This is a genomic window from Alphaproteobacteria bacterium (assembly GCA_035625915.1).
GTDB lineage: Bacteria > Pseudomonadota > Alphaproteobacteria > JACZXZ01 > JACZXZ01 > DATDHA01.
Window position 1 is genome coordinate 1 of record DASPOR010000189.1, and the last position, 14,592, is coordinate 14,592.

At 63.1% G+C, this 14,592-nt stretch carries 15 protein-coding genes; 1 reads left to right on the forward strand and 14 read right to left on the reverse strand.

Going from position 1 to position 14,592, the window contains the following annotated elements; genetic code table 11:
- Window positions 1-278: 278 nt before the first annotated feature.
- The 14 genes from VEJ16_14855 to VEJ16_14920 form a co-directional block, all read right to left on the reverse strand.
- Window positions 279-1,535: a peptidoglycan DD-metalloendopeptidase family protein gene (locus VEJ16_14855; protein HYB10945.1), complete on the reverse strand. Its 1,257-nt coding sequence runs from the start codon at window positions 1,533-1,535 to the stop codon at window positions 279-281.
- Between the two features lies 1 nt (window position 1,536).
- Window positions 1,537-2,196: a protein-L-isoaspartate(D-aspartate) O-methyltransferase gene (locus tag VEJ16_14860; GenBank protein HYB10946.1), complete on the reverse strand. Its 660-nt coding sequence runs from the start codon at window positions 2,194-2,196 to the stop codon at window positions 1,537-1,539.
- Complete coding sequence (gene surE / locus VEJ16_14865) at window positions 2,193-2,975, reverse strand: 5'/3'-nucleotidase SurE (GenBank protein HYB10947.1); 783 nt, start codon at window positions 2,973-2,975, stop codon at window positions 2,193-2,195. The genes VEJ16_14860 and surE overlap by 4 nt, the downstream gene beginning before the upstream one ends.
- Window positions 2,968-4,248: a serine--tRNA ligase gene (gene serS, locus VEJ16_14870; protein HYB10948.1), complete on the reverse strand. Its 1,281-nt coding sequence runs from the start codon at window positions 4,246-4,248 to the stop codon at window positions 2,968-2,970. Before serS ends, surE begins: the two co-directional genes overlap by 8 nt.
- A gap of 285 nt (window positions 4,249-4,533) precedes the next feature.
- Window positions 4,534-5,376 (reverse strand): twin-arginine translocase subunit TatC, encoded by an 843-nt coding sequence (gene tatC, locus VEJ16_14875; protein ID HYB10949.1) that lies wholly within the window; start codon window positions 5,374-5,376, stop codon window positions 4,534-4,536.
- A 14-nt stretch (window positions 5,377-5,390) separates the two neighbouring features.
- Complete coding sequence (gene tatB / locus VEJ16_14880; GenBank protein HYB10950.1) at window positions 5,391-5,882, reverse strand: Sec-independent protein translocase protein TatB; 492 nt, start codon at window positions 5,880-5,882, stop codon at window positions 5,391-5,393.
- A gap of 96 nt (window positions 5,883-5,978) precedes the next feature.
- Complete coding sequence (locus VEJ16_14885) at window positions 5,979-6,254, reverse strand: twin-arginine translocase TatA/TatE family subunit (GenBank protein HYB10951.1); 276 nt, start codon at window positions 6,252-6,254, stop codon at window positions 5,979-5,981.
- Between the two features lie 188 nt (window positions 6,255-6,442).
- Window positions 6,443-7,387 (reverse strand): SMC-Scp complex subunit ScpB, encoded by a 945-nt coding sequence (gene scpB, locus VEJ16_14890; protein HYB10952.1) that lies wholly within the window; start codon window positions 7,385-7,387, stop codon window positions 6,443-6,445.
- On the reverse strand, window positions 7,384-8,202 hold the full coding sequence (locus VEJ16_14895) for a ScpA family protein (GenBank protein HYB10953.1): 819 nt from the start codon (window positions 8,200-8,202) through the stop codon (window positions 7,384-7,386). The genes scpB and VEJ16_14895 overlap by 4 nt, the downstream gene beginning before the upstream one ends.
- A 19-nt stretch (window positions 8,203-8,221) precedes the next feature.
- Window positions 8,222-8,920, reverse strand: a complete 699-nt coding sequence (locus tag VEJ16_14900) for a site-2 protease family protein (GenBank protein HYB10954.1) — start codon at window positions 8,918-8,920, stop codon at window positions 8,222-8,224.
- A 10-nt stretch (window positions 8,921-8,930) separates the two neighbouring features.
- A complete protein-coding gene (gene nagZ / locus VEJ16_14905) occupies window positions 8,931-9,956 on the reverse strand; it encodes a beta-N-acetylhexosaminidase (GenBank protein HYB10955.1) in 1,026 nt (341 codons plus the stop codon).
- A gap of 15 nt (window positions 9,957-9,971) precedes the next feature.
- Entirely contained in the window at window positions 9,972-10,832 is an 861-nt protein-coding gene (locus tag VEJ16_14910) for an SPOR domain-containing protein (GenBank protein ID HYB10956.1), read from the reverse strand.
- Complete coding sequence (gene argS, locus VEJ16_14915; protein ID HYB10957.1) at window positions 10,832-12,610, reverse strand: arginine--tRNA ligase; 1,779 nt, start codon at window positions 12,608-12,610, stop codon at window positions 10,832-10,834. The genes VEJ16_14910 and argS overlap by 1 nt, the downstream gene beginning before the upstream one ends.
- 21 nt (window positions 12,611-12,631) lie before the next feature.
- On the reverse strand, window positions 12,632-13,807 hold the full coding sequence (locus tag VEJ16_14920; GenBank protein HYB10958.1) for a deoxyguanosinetriphosphate triphosphohydrolase: 1,176 nt from the start codon (window positions 13,805-13,807) through the stop codon (window positions 12,632-12,634).
- 178 nt (window positions 13,808-13,985) lie between these two features.
- On the opposite strand from VEJ16_14920, the gene erpA reads away from it, so the two are divergent.
- Window positions 13,986-14,342 (forward strand): iron-sulfur cluster insertion protein ErpA, encoded by a 357-nt coding sequence (gene erpA, locus VEJ16_14925; protein HYB10959.1) that lies wholly within the window; start codon window positions 13,986-13,988, stop codon window positions 14,340-14,342.
- Window positions 14,343-14,592: the final 250 nt, after the last annotated feature.

A 14,592-nucleotide genomic window follows, 5' to 3' on the forward strand; every position in this document is an offset into this window, starting at 1 on the left:
CGCCAAGCGGCGACGGCGAAACCAAAGCCACCTGAATTACTTTTTCGAATATCTCCCCTCGATACAACTTTAGGTGTTGACGCACATCTGTGCGCTCGCCATGGTGCGTTGGGAAACATGACGTGTTTCCAAGCGGTTAGAGTACGAACTTCTAATATAACAGAACCGTAACGCACGCCCTGTCGCGAAGGATCGATCCATGCTGCACCTGACGTTTGCGCGCGCGAGTCTCGGCAAGCGCCTTCTCACGACGACCTCGGCAAGCGCGCCACTCAACGTCAGCTCGGGATCGACGCCATGTAGCGCGTGGGATCCACGGCATGGGACCCGCGCCGGAGCTCGAAATGCAGTTGCGGGGTCGAGACGCTGCCGGTCGAGCCCGCCTTCGCGATCACCTGCCCGCGCTTCACTTCCTGTCCGCGCTTGACCAGGAGGCGGTCGTTATGCGCATAGGCCGTCATCCACCCATCGGGATGTTTCACCAGGACAAGGTTGCCGAAGCCGCGGATTTCATTGCCTGCGTAAACCACGACCCCGCTGTCGGCCGCGATGACATCCTCGCCCTCCGTGGCACCGATGTTGATGCCGTCGTTGAACAGCCCGCCTTCCTTGGGTCCGTAACCCGAAATGATCTTGCCCTTGACCGGCCACAGGAAGCGGCCATGACCCGCCCCCGAGCCGCTCGGCAATGACGCAACTTTCCCCGGCGTCGAGTCGCTGTCGTCGTCGACCGCATCGGCGCTATCCGCATTCGTTTGGGCAGTACGGTCCGGCGGCGCCGTCGGAAGGGCCACGGGTGCGTTGGCGGACGAAGACGGCTGTGCTGGCGACGTCGTGGACTGTGAAGGAGACGTCGATGTGGAAGGAGCCGACGACTGCGGCGGGGGCAGCGGTGCGATGGCAATCTCGCTCGGCGAACCCGTCTGGGACGGCGGCGGTCCGGATGGCGATGTCGATGTCGTCGCAGCCGGTGGCGTCGTTCCCTGAGGTGCTGCGGGCTGGGTGGCGAGCGGTTGGGCCGCGTTGGCGCCCGGCGGCGGGAGAAGCTCCACATGCTGAACCTCGCCCGCCGGCGCGCTTGCCACGCTCGGCGCTGCGGTCGTCACCTGGCCCGGCAGGATGAGCCGCTGCCCGACGATGATCTTGTAAGGCGGCTTCAGGTCATTGACCCGCACGAGCGTGCTCGCATCGACGCCGTGTTGGCGAGCCACCGAATAAAGCGTCTCGCCCGCCTGCACGACGTGCACTTGGGGATGGGGGACCGTAAGCTGCTGACCCGGGCGAAGGGCGTAGGGTGGCGTGAGGCCGTTTGCGTCGATGATCGCGCGAATCGGCGTATTGTTGCGCCGTGCGATCGCGTAAAGCGTGTCGCCCGCCTGAACGGTGACGGTTTCCGACGGCGCTTGCGGCTGCTCCGTCGCCGCGGCCGGTGTCGCGGTGCCTTTCTGACCCGGCACGCCCAAAAAGCCGCAGCCCGCAAGGATCGTCGCCGAAAACGTGAGCGCTGCCGCGAGCCGCATCGAAGACGTTAGCATGCTATGTATCCTCGCGCTCGCGCGCCGTGGCGGCGGTGGAAACGAGCGGGACGAACCGCGCGGGCCCGAGGTCGTCCGTTTCGATTCGCTCTTCCAATCGCGTCACCCGCAACACCCGTTGTTCGCCGTGCCGGTCGCCGACCGGCAACACCATAATACCGCCAATCCCGAGCTGACGCACGAGTTGGTCTGGGATGTCGTTCGCGGCGGCCGTCAGGATGATTCGATCGAACGGCGCTTGCGCCGGCCAGCCGAAGGCGCCATCGCCGAAATTGGTCGTGATGTTGCGGAGCGCGAGCGCGCGAAAACGCTGTTCCGCCTCGGCAAGAAGGGCGCGATGACGCTCGATCGTGTAGAGGCGGCGGCAGAGCCGCGCGAGAATCGCCGCCTGGTAGCCCGAGCCGGTGCCGATCTCGAGGACCTTCATGCGCGCCCCGACCCCGAGCGCCTGCGTCATGCGCGCGACGATCGACGGCTGGCTCAGGGTCTGGCCGTGCCCGATCGGCAGGGCCACGTCCTCGTAGGCCTGGTCGAGAAACGGCGCTGGCACGAATTGCTCGCGAGGGATTCGCTCGATCGCGGAAAGAACCCGCGTGTCCGTGATACCGCAGCGCCGCAGCTCCATGACGAGGCGTATTCGTCGCGCGTCGTCCGCCGTCACCCGAGAACCTCCTTGAGGGCTGCCACGGTCGGCTTATGCGTCAAATCGAGGGAGAGCGGGGTCACCGATATGGCGCCGCGATTGACCGCGGCAAGGTCGCTGCCTTTGCGCGACGGCTCCTCGGTGCGCATGGTGCCGATCCAGTAATAGGGAAATCCGCGCGGGTCGCGGCGCTCGTCGAGCTCGCCGCCGAGCTTGCGCCGCCCTTGCATCGTGACCTCGACGCCCGCAACCTTTTCCGCCGGCGCGTCCGGGAAGTTCACGTTGAGCAGCACCCCCTTGGGCCATTTCATGGTCACGAGCTTGCGAATGAGGGCCGCTGCATGCTGCTCAGCCGTCGCCCAGCGCGTTTTCTCGCCGTGTGTCGTGCATTGGCTAAGCGCAATCGACCGCACGCCGAGCAGAGTTCCCTCCATGGCGGCGGCGATCGTGCCGGAATAGGTCACGTCCTCGCCGAGGTTGCCGCCGCGATTGATCCCGGAGAGCACGAGGTCGGGCCGGCGATCCTTCATGATGTGCTGGACGGCGAGCAGGACCGCATCGGTCGGCGTCCCGTTGACCGTGAAGCGCTGCTCGCGGCGATTTCGGATTCGAAGCGGGACGCGAAGCGTCAGCGAATGGCTCGCGGCACTCTGCTCGGTTTCGGGTGCCACCACCCAAACATCGTCCGAGAGGCTATGCGCCACGCGCTCGAGCACCTTCAATCCGCTTGCCTCGATCCCATCGTCGTTCGAGAGCAGAATACGGGCGTTCCCAAATTCGGGGAACGGCTCAAACATCGCGGGCAATGCGCTCGACCCCACCCATATAGGGGCGCAAAACACCGGGTATGGCGATCGAGCCGTCCGCCTGCTGGAAATTCTCCATGACGGCGATCAAGGCGCGACCGACCGCGACCCCGGAGCCGTTCAGCGTATGGACGAGCTGCGTACCCTTTTCACCCGCACGCCGGAAGCGCGCTTTCATGCGCCGGGCCTGAAAGTCGCCGCAGTTCGAGCAGCTCGATATCTCCCGATAGCGCCCCTGCCCCGGCAGCCACACTTCGATGTCGTAGGTCTTGCGCGACGCAAATCCCATATCGCCCGTGCAAAGGACGACCGTGCGGTAAGGAAGGCCGAGGCGCTTCAACGCTTCCTCGGCGCACGCGGTCATGCGCTCATGCTCCTCCTCGGAACGCTCGGGATGCGCAATCGACACGAGCTCGACCTTGTAGAACTGGTGCTGGCGCAGCATGCCGCGCGTATCCTTGCCCGCCGCCCCCGCTTCCGCACGGAAGCATCCGGTCCAGGCGGTGAAGCGGAGCGGCAGCAGCACCTCGTCGATGATCGCGTCGGCCGCAAGGTTCGTGAGCGGTACTTCAGCGGTCGGGATCAACCGCAGGTCGGCGTTTTCCACCTTGAAAAGGTCCTCGCCGAACTTCGGCAGATTTCCGGTGCCGTAGAGCGCATGATCGCGCACCAGCATCGGTGGGCTGATCTCCGTGTAGCCGAACTCTCCGGTGTGGAGATCGAGCATGAATTGCGCGAGTGCGCGCTCGAGCCGCGCGAGCGGACCCCTAAGCACGACGAAGCGCGCGCCGCCGATCTTGGCAGCAGCCTCGAAATCCATGAGGCCGAGCCTCTCGCCGAGTTCCCAATGCTCCCTCGGCTTGAACGCGAATTCGGGAAGGTTCCCCACGCGCCGGATTTCAAGATTGTGGGTCTCATCTGGTCCGACCGGCACTTCCGAGACCGGCAGGTTCGGCAACACCGCGAGCATCGCATCGAGGGCCGTTGCGTGCACTTTCTCTTCCGCCTCGCGCGCCGCAATGACGTCCTTGAGCTGCGATACCTCGGCCGTAAGCGCATCCGTGTCCCCGCCCTTGCGCTTCGCCTCGCCCACTTGGCGCGAGAGTTCATTGCGGCGCGATTGCAGCTCCTGAAAAGTCGTCTGAGCAGCGCGGCGCTTGGCGTCGAGCGCGAGAATCGCGGCCGAAGCAGGCTCCAGGCCGCGGCTCACGAGGGCTCGATCGAATGCTTCGGGATTTTCTCGAATCCATTTCAGGTCGTGCATCGCCTCACCGCGTCAGACTCGTCCGGTCGAGCCCTTATAGGCTGAGGCGGGGTCCGGCGTAAACGGGCTGCTGATCCGAATGGGCGAAGCACGTGGATGCCCGGGTCAAGCCCGGGCATGACGAATGGAGAAGTCCCGGGCTGTCCGATTTAAATTTTGCGCATTGGCAGCGATTCAACGCGCTGCGCAAAACACCCCATAGTCGTCATGCCCGGGCTTGACCCGGGCATCCATGCCTTTCAGTGCTCTGTCCATGACGAGGCCGGTATCGTCGTTCGCGGCACTCTATCCCGCCGCGGCGGTGGTGCGTTCCTTGGCTTCCTTCGCCTCGCGTTCGGCCTCTTCCTTTTCCTCGGCAGCCTCGCGCGCAGCCCGGTTTTTTTCGATGGCGCGCACGATGAATATCGATCCCTCGAAGAGGATGATGAGCGGGATCGCGAGCGAGCATTGGCTGATCACGTCGGGGGGTGTCAGGACCGCCGCGGCGATGAAGGCAATGAGGATCGCATAGCGACGCTTGCCGCGAAGCGTTTCGGTCGTGATCATCCCGGCGCGCGCCAAGAGGCCGAGTATCACAGGGAGCTGGAAGGCGAGGCCGAAGGCGAAGAGCAGATGCGTGACGAGCGAGAGATACTCGTTCACCTTGGGCATCACCTCGATCGCCATTTCCCCATTGCCGCCGGGTTGTTGGAATTGCAGGAAGAAGTGCCAGGCGAGCGGCATGATCACGTAATAGGCGAGCGCGGCGCCGGCGGTGAAGAGGACCGGTGTCGCCAGCAGGAACGGGAGGAAGGCCGACTTTTCGTGCTTATAAAGGCCGGGAGCCACGAAGCGCCAAAGCTGGTTCGCCATCAGCGGAAAGGAGATCATGAGGGCCGCGAACAGGCCGACCTTTACGTACGTGAAGAACGCCTCGTGCAGGGCGGTATAGATGAGCGCCTTGTGCGCCTGGGCGGGAAACTGATCCGCCAGCGGCTGGACCAGGAAATTGAAGATCGTGCTCGCGAAATAAAATCCGACGAGAAACGCAACGATGAACCCGGCCAGGCAATAGATGAGCCGCCGCCGCAGCTCGATCAGATGCTCCATGAGCGGCATCGCCTTGTCGGTTGGCGGCCCGTCGGTCATTCCAATCTACGCTCTCAGGATTTCGGCGCCGCCGCCGGTACCGCGTCCAACGCGGCACCGGCACGCACTTCGGCCGGAGCTGGCTCCGCGGCTGGCAGAGCATCGACGAAAATCGGGTCCTTCGATTCTTCGGACGGAGAGGTTTCGCGCACCCCCTCGGATGAACTCCCTCCGCTCTCGGTCGACGCCGGCAACGCGGCAGGTGCGGCAACGGCCGGCTCGCTCTTCGTTTCAAGCTCGAGCGAGCGAGCCACGTTTCCGCCCGGATCGATCGAGTGGTCGAGCTCGCCGGAAAAATCGGTGGAAACGTCTTTCTCGAGCGCTTCCTTCACCTCGTGCAGCTCGGCTTCGCGCGCCATTTCCTCGACACCCGATTGGAACTCGCGCGCAAGTGCACGCGCCTTCTGCGTGAATTGCATGAAGATCTTGACGACCTTCGGCAAATCCTTGGGTCCGATAACGATCAAGCCGATCACGGCGATGAGCAGGATTTCGGACCAACTCATATCAAACACGGCCGATCAGTCCCCGTCCTATCTATCAGCTGACGATCCAATCAGGCGCCGAAATGCGTGTTGACATTGAAGCGCATTCCCACCGGGTCAGCGGCGGGCCGAATCGTCCCGATGCACCACCGGATCCGGACCCGCCGACGTGTTGGCCGACGGTGCCGCACCCGTCGCGATTCCCTTCGGCGGTTCGGTCGATGCAGCAGTACCATCGCCGCCCTCGTGCTCATCCTCCTTGAGGCCCTTCTTGAAGGCTTTGACGCCCTTGGCCATGTCGCCCATGACCTTGGATATCTTTCCCCCGCCGCCGAAAAGTATCAGCACGATGGCCAGCACGATCAGCCAATGCCAAATGCTCAGAGATCCCATAATCAGCTCCCAATCATGCCGAATCCGCACCCCCACCGACCCCCATTGCCAGAAATGGGTCCGGGTGGTGCCGGATCATGGCAAATGCGGCCACCCGCCGCAATCGCGGCAAACGGCCATGCCTGTTATGTAGAACCTTGTATCGCCGATAAAAAGTCCCGCCCGAAAGGCTCAACCGGGCTTTGCCCCTATTTCGGACCGCCGAGCCCAATGCCGAGCCGTGTCTTCAGCGGCTTCTCCGGCTCGGTCTTTTCCGCCCCGAACTCGATATCTTCCGCATTTGGAAGCCTCCGCTGGGCATCCTCGTGTGAGGTCTCTCCACGGTCCCGCAGCACCTCCTCCACCCTGGCCTTGGTCTCACCTGTCGGTGTCCGGTCTGCCGGATCGCCGTCATGGTCTTCGTCACCCGACTCGATTTCCCGCGTTATTTCCTGCGTTTCGGCGGGCTCGCCGGCAGGCTCGTCGCCTGCGTCCTCGGCGGCGAGCTCTATTTCCTCAAGACTGAGTTCGAGCCGTTCCGCCTCCTCGAGCGCCGCTTCACGCTCGGCTTCCTGATCGGCAAGCTGCTGCTCGGTCAACGTAGCACCGTAGGCCGCGATCGCCGGGCGCTTGTCGAGGAGCCCCGCCGCCTTGAGTTCCTCGATACCGGGGAGGTCCTTGATGCCTGCAAGCCCGAAATGGTCGAGGAACCCCTCGGTCGTCACCCAGGTGACCGGGCGGCCCGGACCTTCCTTCCGCCGGCCCGGCTTGACCCAGCCCGATTCCAGCAGAACGTCCAGCGTGCCCCTGCTCAGGGAAACGCCGCGAATTTCCTCGATCTCCGGCCGGGTGATCGGCTGGTGATAGGCAATGACGGCGAGTGTTTCGATCGTCGCCCGGTTGAGCTTGCGCGCAACAGTCTGCTCGGTCTTGAGGAACGCGGCGAGGTCGGGGGCGGTTCGGAATGCCCACTTCTTGCCGACCTGCACGACATGAACGCCTCGATTGGCATAAAGCTGGGCCAGCTCCTCGACGAGTGCGGCCACGTCCACCCCGTCGGGCAACCGGGCTTTCAGCATGGCCTCGTCCAAGGGCTCGGAAGAGGCGAACAGCAACGCTTCGATCAGGCGAATCTGCTGGTGACGATCGTTCATTTCTCCTCACGGGTTTCCGTCGTCACAGCCTCCGGCCCGCCATCGCGTCGTGCGCGCACGTAGATGGGACCGAACGGCCGGTCCTGGCGCATCTGAACCCGGCCGGATCGCGTAAGCTCCAGGCTCGCGGCGAAGGTCGAGGCGACAGCGGAGCGCAAAACGAGGGCGCCGCGCAGGTCGGCGGGAAGGAAGTTCATCAACGTCTGCCATTCGGGAATCCGCCCCAGCATCTCCCTCAGGCGGCCCAACGCATCGTCCATCGAATAAAGCTTCGTCGGCGCAATATGAAGAGTCGTGGCCGACTGGCGCTTGTGGTGATCGCCGTAAGCGCGCAAAAGGTCGTAAAGCGACAGCTCGAAATAGGGCTTCTTGACGATTTCGGGCCGCTCGGGCTCGCCGCGGCGATGACAATCGATGCCCAGCTGTGGCCGGGCGAGCAACCTCACTCCCGCTTCGCGCATCGCCTCGAGGCGCTGCAGTTGGAAACGAAGCGCCGCCGCCATCTCGGCTCCGCTCGGCTCTTCCTCGTCGGCCGATTGCTGCGGCAGGAGAAGTCGCGACTTGAGATAGGCGAGCCAAGCCGCCATCACGAGGTAATCGGCGGCGATCTCAAGGCGCAGGTCGCGCGCACTCTGGATGAACGCGAGGTACTGTTCGGCGAGGTTCAAAATCGAAATACGGACGAGGTCGACCTTCTGCAAACGCGCGAGATCGAGGAGCACGTCGAGCGGCCCTTCGTAGCCGCCAAGATCGAGGATAAGCTGCTCGTGCGGAAGAGCCGCAGGTGCCGCCTCGAAATTTTCATCGATGCTCATTCGCTCTCGACCTGCCGCCTCAAATCTCCGTCATATCGTATGTACCGGTCAGCCATCGCATCGCGCGATAAAGGAAATTGACGGGATCGCTCAACAGCCAGTGTAGCACATTGAGGTCCAGACCCATGTGCCGACCTATGATCGGCAAGAAAAAGATCATGAAAAACAAAATGAAAAAGCCATACCGCTCCAAGCTTGCCAACGGCCGGGCAAGCGCCATCGGCAGTAATCCGACGGCGACTCGGCCGCCATCCAGCGGTGGTAAAGGCAACATATTAAATACGGCTAACATAATATTGATTTGAATGGAGTTATCGAGGTTCAATAGCGCCCAGCTCCGGACGAAATCCGGCGTCACGACAGCCAGATGCAGGAGGAACCCCGATGCAAACGCAAGCAGCAAATTCATCGTCGGTCCGGCTGCGGCAACCCACACCATGTCTTGTTTTGGGTGATTCAGGCGCCGGAAATCGACCGGCACAGGCCGGGCGTAGCCGAAGATGAAACCGCCGCCAAAATAAAGAATTGCGGGCAGAGCGATCGTCCCGATGGGATCCACATGGCGAAGCGGATTGAAATTCACCCGGCCCAGCATGTACGCGGTGTCGTCGCCAAACCACTTGGCAACGAGTCCATGGGAAACCTCGTGGAAGGTCACCGCGATGATGACCGGAAGCGCCCAAACGGAGAGGCCGTAGAGGAAGGCGGCGAAATTCACGGGGCACCGCTTACGATGCCTGGAGAAGCGCGTCAAGCTCGGCCAGTGCCGCTTCGCCGTCGAACGGGGACGCGTCGCGTCGAAGTGCCTCGGCCTTTGCCGTGCGAAACGCGGCCCGGTCGTCGAGTGGGGGCACCGCCGCCATGACCTCCTTCATTTCATCGAGCACGCCGGAGCAATGTAAGACGATGTCGCAGCCGGCCTCGAGTGCCGCCTCGGCGCGCGCCGCAAAAGTCCCGTCGAGCGCCTTCATGCCGATATCGTCGGACACGAGAACGCCCGAAAAGCCGATCTCGCCGCGCACGATATCGCCGATGATTCGTGGCGAAATGGTGCACGGTCTCACGGGATCCAGGGCGGTGTAGCGGATGTGGGCGGTCATCGCCCAAGGCTGGGCGGCAAGCGCCTTGAATGGCGCAAAATCGAAAGCACTCAAAACCTCATGCGTTGCATCGACCACCGGCAACTCCAAATGGCTGTCGGCCCGCGCACGACCATGGCCGGGAATGTGCTTCACGACAGGCAGCACACCGCCGGCAAGAAGGCCTTCGCAGAACGAAAGGCCAAGGGCCGCGACCAGTTCGGGGTCGGAGCCGAACGCCCGATCACCGATCACGTCGTGAGTCTCGGGAAGTGCAAGGTCGAGGACCGGCGCACAATCGACGGTAATGCCGAGATCGGCAAGCTCGGCCGCAATCATGCGCGCATTGAGCCACACGCCGCGCCGTGCCGCGTCAGGGTTCTTTTTGGCGAGAACGCCGAATCGCGCTGCCGCGGGTGCCGCCCGCCATCGAGGTGGGCGCAGGCGCGCGACGCGTCCGCCTTCCTGGTCGATCAGGATCGGTGCGTTCGCCCGGCCAAGGATTGTACAAATCTCGTCCACGAGCGCACGCACCTGAGCGGGGCTTTGACAGTTGCGTGCGAAGAGGATGGCGCCGAGGGGATCGGCTTGCCCAAAAAATTCGCGTTCCGCAGCGCCGAGGCGGAAGCCGGCGCAGCCCAATATGGCCGCGCGAGGCCGTGCCGATCTGGTCACGACGGGATCACGTCGTCAGGGCTTTACCGCGAGGCAGTCGATCTGCGCTGCCTTGAGCTTGGCGCAGGTTGCGGCGGCGGCTTGCTGGTCTCCAACCGGGCCGGCCTGAATGCGGAAGTAGACCCCCTTGCCCGGCCCGAGATCCGCGCGCTGAACTTGGAGCTGGAGCCCCCCGAGCACGTCGGGCGCCTTGCCCTGGAGGTGACCCCATTCACGCTCGGCCTCCTCCGAGGAGCGCATGGAGCCGAGTTGAATTTTCCACCCGCCACTCTGAGGCCGTGAGGCCAACTGCGCCGGCCGAGATGCCGTACTCGCCGTGGCCCCAGGTTCTTCGCTCGCGGCCTGACCGGACTGGCCGCTGGCGACAGGTGCTGTAATTTGCGGGATGTGGACAGCGGCGGGCGGCGACGCGGTCGACGCCGTGCTGCCTGCGACCGGAGCGGCCGCAGCACCGGTGCCTCCACTTGCCGGTGCTGGCGCCGTCGAGTTTCCCGTACTGGCGCTGCTGCTCGCCGGTTTTGGCAACGGCGACTCGGCCGGCGGCAATAACTGCTCGGGTGGATTACCGCCGGCTACGCCCGGCGAGACTTCGCTATAGATCGACTTGTCTTGTCCGGGGACATCGGTCCCCCCTGGATTGTCCGGCTTTACCTTGTAAGGCTGTTGGTCGCCTTTGATCAGAGGTACGGAAATATCCGTTCCCGCGCGCTTGCCCTCCTGGTAGGCGTAAAAGACGATGAGCGCGAAAACGCCAAGCACGAACACGCTCGCGGCGCCCACGAGAGTCCGCCAACGCCGGGGGCGTTTTTGCTTTTGCTCATATATTGCCCGCAAGGGGTCGCGCGAAGTGCCGACGGGGCCAACATTCATCGTCATCAGTGCATTTCCTCCACGGCCTCGACACCAAATATAGCGAGCCCTGCGGCAATTACGAGTTGCACGGCCCTCACCAAACCGAGGCGGGCGCCTGTCAACACCGCATCTTCCTCGATGATGAATCGCAAGGACGGGTCCTCCCTGCCCTTCGTCCAAAGCCCGTGGAAGGCGGCAGCCAGATCGTAGAGATAAAACGCCAGTCGATGGGGCTCATGCGCTTCGGCGGCGGCTTCGATCTGGCGCGGCCATCCCGCGAGCAACTTGACCAGACCAAGCTCAAGTGAGTCGGCCAATCGGTCAAGCCTTTGTTTTGCAAGCGACTCGGGAGACATATCGAGTCCCGGCATCGCTTCCCTCACATTGCGCATAACCGAATGGCAGCGGGCATGGGCGTATTGGACGTAAAAAACCGGATTGTCGCGCGATTGCTCGACGACTTTCGCGAGGTCGAAGTCGAGCGGTGCATCGTTCTTGCGGGACAGCATGATGAAGCGGACGACCCCTTTTCCCACCTCATCCACAACCTCGCGCAACGTGACGAAGGTCCCGGCGCGCTTGGACATCTTGACCGGTTGGCCGTCGCGCAGAAGGCGCACGAGTTGGCAAATCTTGATATCGAGTGCGCCCTCGCCACCGGTGATCGCCTCCACGGCAGCCTGCATCCGCCGAATGTGACCGCCATGGTCGGCACCCCAAACGTCGATCATGACGCGCGCACCGCGGCGAAATTTGTCCCAGTGGTAGGCGATATCGGAGGCGAAGTAGGTCCAGCCGCCGTTGGACTTCTTGAGCGGCCGGTCGACATCGTCGCCGAACGCGGTCGAGCGGAAAAGAATCAGGGGAACCGGCTCCCAATCGTCGACCGGCTTGCCCTTGGGCGGCTCGAGCGTGCCCGTGTAAACGAAGCCGCGCCGATCCAGCTCCTGCACGGCTTCATCGACCCGGCCCTCGTTCACGAGCTTGCGTTCGGAGCTGAACACATCCTGGCGGATGCCGAGGGCCTCGAGATCGGTCTGGATGAGGCGCAACATCGCGTCCACAGCAGCGTCCCGCACCAAGGGAAGCCAACGGTCGAGAGGTGCATCCTTGAGCGCTTTTCCATGTTCCTTCGCGAGGGCTTCGCCGACGGGCTTCAGATAATCGCCCCGATATTCCCAGGATCGACCCGGAAATAGCTCGGCAAAGCGCTCTTCCGTGACTCTCTCACCGAGCGCCTCGAGATATCTTACGTATGCGGAATATGCCAGCTGATCAATCTGTTGACCTGCATCGTTGATGTAATACTCGCGCACGACCTTGTGCCCAACGTGCTCAAGCAGCGCACTAAGCGCGTCGCCGAATACCGCACCGCGCGCATGGGCGACGTGAAGCGGTCCGGTCGGGTTCGCGGAGACATATTCCACATTGACCAGTGCGGACCTGCCCAGGTTGGACCTTCCGTAGTCGAGTCCCGCCCTCAAAAGGTCGGCAAGGGCCGCGTGCCAGAATGCATCGGTGAGAGTGATGTTCACAAATCCGGGGCCGGCAACGTCGACGCCCCGAATGGTGGCGATTGCGCGCAGGCGCGCGGCAAGAAGGTCGGCGATGGCCCGCGGAGGCTGCCTTGCGTCCTTGGCCAGCACCAGTGCGGCATTCGTCGCAATGTCGCCGCGCCCCGACTCTCGCGGTGGATCGACGGAGACACGACTGAAATCGAGGCCACTCGGCAGCTTTCCCTCATCCGCCAGTGCTTGGAGTTCCGCGCGAACGATATCCTTGACGTATGCGTAAAGGTTCATTTTGGAGAAAGTTCCAGTCCCTTAAGGCCGGTCGTGAACGTCATAGAGCCGCCGGTGCTCGTCGAGCGCATAGCGATCTGTCATGCCGGCGATATAGTCGGTCACGACCCGCGCCGTCTCATCGGAGCCAGCGGTGCGCGCAAGACGAAACCACTCCGTCGGCAAGCATTCGGGCTCGGCAAGAAAAAGGGTGAAAAGTTCCCGCACCACGCGTCGCGCCTTGCTTGTCATCCGATTTACGCGAAAATGCCGGTACATCCGCGTGAAGAGGAACGTCCGAAGCGCGCGATCGTTCTGGCGCATCTCGCTCGAAAAGGCAACAACGGGACCGCCATGGCGTCGCACGTCGTCCGCCGAACGCGGCCTCGCCTCGACCAGACGCTTTCGCGTCTCGGCCAGTAGATCGTTGACCATGTGGTCGATGAGGCGGCGGATCGATTCATGGATCAGCCGCGGTCGTTCGAGGCCCGGATATTTTGCCTCGACGGACTCGAACGTCGGCCCGACCAGCGGGATGTCGCGCAGGTCCTCGATCGTGAAGAGACCGGCGCGCAAGCCGTCGTCGATATCGTGATTGTTGTATGCGATGTCGTCGGAAAGGGCGGCGACCTGAGCCTCCGCGGAGGGCCAGGTTTCGAGTTCGAGGTCCTGTATGCCGTTATAGGCGCGAATGCTTTCCGGCACCGGCCCCTTGGCATTGTCGCCGACAAGGGGGCCATTGTGCTTCACGACACCTTCGAGCGTTTCCCAGGTGAGGTTGAGGCCGTCGAACTCCGCGTAGCGCTGTTCAAGGCGTGTGAGGATGCCGAGGGTTTGCGCATTGTGATTGAAGCCGCCGAAGGGCTTCATTGCCTCGTCGAGCGCCTCTTCGCCGGCATGCCCGAACGGCGGGTGACCGAGATCGTGGGCCAGCGCCAAAGCCTCGGCCAAGTCCTCGTTGAGCGACAGGGCGCGGGAAATGGAGCGCGCGATCTGGGCCACTTCGAGGCTGTGGGTAAGGCGCGTCCGGTAATAGTCGCCTTCGTGGTAAACGAAGACCTGGGTCTTGTATTTGAGGCGGCGAAAGGCGGCGGAATGAATGATGCGGTCGCGATCGCGCTGATGAGGCGTGCGCGTGCTGCTTTCCGGCTCGGGCGCCAAGCGGCCTCGGGTCTTTGCGGGGTCGGAAGCGTAAGGTGCCAGAACGCTCGAAATCATGGCCGCCACCCTACAGGGGTGCGCCATTTCAGGCAAATAGGGGACCACCTCGATATCGCCGGAGGCCGCGGGTCGGGGATGGCCTTGGTGCAAACCTGATTTGACAACCTGCCCGGAGCGACTAAATAGAGGTGGCGCCAGACGAATTTCGAACCACCGACTGGCGAATGGCGGAGATATGGCGGAAAACCTCGTCGGAACCGAGACACCCGCGTTGCTAATCAGCGAGTCTGCCGAGCGGCGTATCGCAGCGCTGCTTGCGGCAGAGAATGGCGTTGGGCTCAGCATGCGCGTCACGGTGTCGGGCGGTGGCTGCGCGGGATTTCAGTACGGCTTCAGCTTCGATGACACGCGCAATCCGGACGATCGTATTTTCGAGCGCGGACAAGCCCGGGTCGTGATCGATGAGGTGAGCCTCGAGTTCCTCAAGGGCGCTGAGGTCGACTTCGTCGAGGATCTGGTCGGCTCCTACTTCAAGGTCAACAATCCGAACGCGGCGTCATCCTGCGGGTGCGGCACTTCCTTCTCGATCTAATTTGGCGACCCTGACAGTTGACTCTCTCACGTCATGGCCGGGCTTAACCCGGGCATCCATGTCCTTGAAGCCGCCATTCCCTAGACGTGGATGCGCGGGTCAAGCCCGCGCATGACGAATGAAGAGATCGCGCCCTCATGGTTCGAGACGCCTCGCGCCGCGAGGCTCCTCACCATGAGGATTATTTTTCTTTTTTTATCGTCCTCATCCTGAGGAGGTGCGAAGCACCGTCTCGAAGGAGGAGGAGGCC

Excerpts from the sequence above, each read along its gene's own strand:
- VEJ16_14855 (HYB10945.1), bottom strand. The coding sequence starts at position 1,535 with ATGCTAACGTCTTCGATGCGGCTCGCGGCAGCGCTCACGTTTTCGGCG.
- surE (HYB10947.1), bottom strand. The coding sequence starts at position 2,975 with ATGTTTGAGCCGTTCCCCGAATTTGGGAACGCCCGTATTCTGCTCTCG.
- serS (HYB10948.1), bottom strand. The coding sequence starts at position 4,248 with ATGCACGACCTGAAATGGATTCGAGAAAATCCCGAAGCATTCGATCGA.
- tatC (HYB10949.1), bottom strand. The coding sequence starts at position 5,376 with ATGACCGACGGGCCGCCAACCGACAAGGCGATGCCGCTCATGGAGCAT.
- tatB (HYB10950.1), bottom strand. The coding sequence starts at position 5,882 with ATGAGTTGGTCCGAAATCCTGCTCATCGCCGTGATCGGCTTGATCGTT.
- VEJ16_14885 (HYB10951.1), bottom strand. The coding sequence starts at position 6,254 with ATGGGATCTCTGAGCATTTGGCATTGGCTGATCGTGCTGGCCATCGTG.
- scpB (HYB10952.1), bottom strand. The coding sequence starts at position 7,387 with ATGAACGATCGTCACCAGCAGATTCGCCTGATCGAAGCGTTGCTGTTC.
- VEJ16_14895 (HYB10953.1), bottom strand. The coding sequence starts at position 8,202 with ATGAGCATCGATGAAAATTTCGAGGCGGCACCTGCGGCTCTTCCGCAC.
- VEJ16_14910 (HYB10956.1), bottom strand. The coding sequence starts at position 10,832 with ATGACGATGAATGTTGGCCCCGTCGGCACTTCGCGCGACCCCTTGCGG.
- argS (HYB10957.1), bottom strand. The coding sequence starts at position 12,610 with ATGAACCTTTACGCATACGTCAAGGATATCGTTCGCGCGGAACTCCAA.
- VEJ16_14920 (HYB10958.1), bottom strand. The coding sequence starts at position 13,807 with ATGATTTCGAGCGTTCTGGCACCTTACGCTTCCGACCCCGCAAAGACC.
- erpA (HYB10959.1), top strand. The coding sequence starts at position 13,986 with ATGGCGGAAAACCTCGTCGGAACCGAGACACCCGCGTTGCTAATCAGC.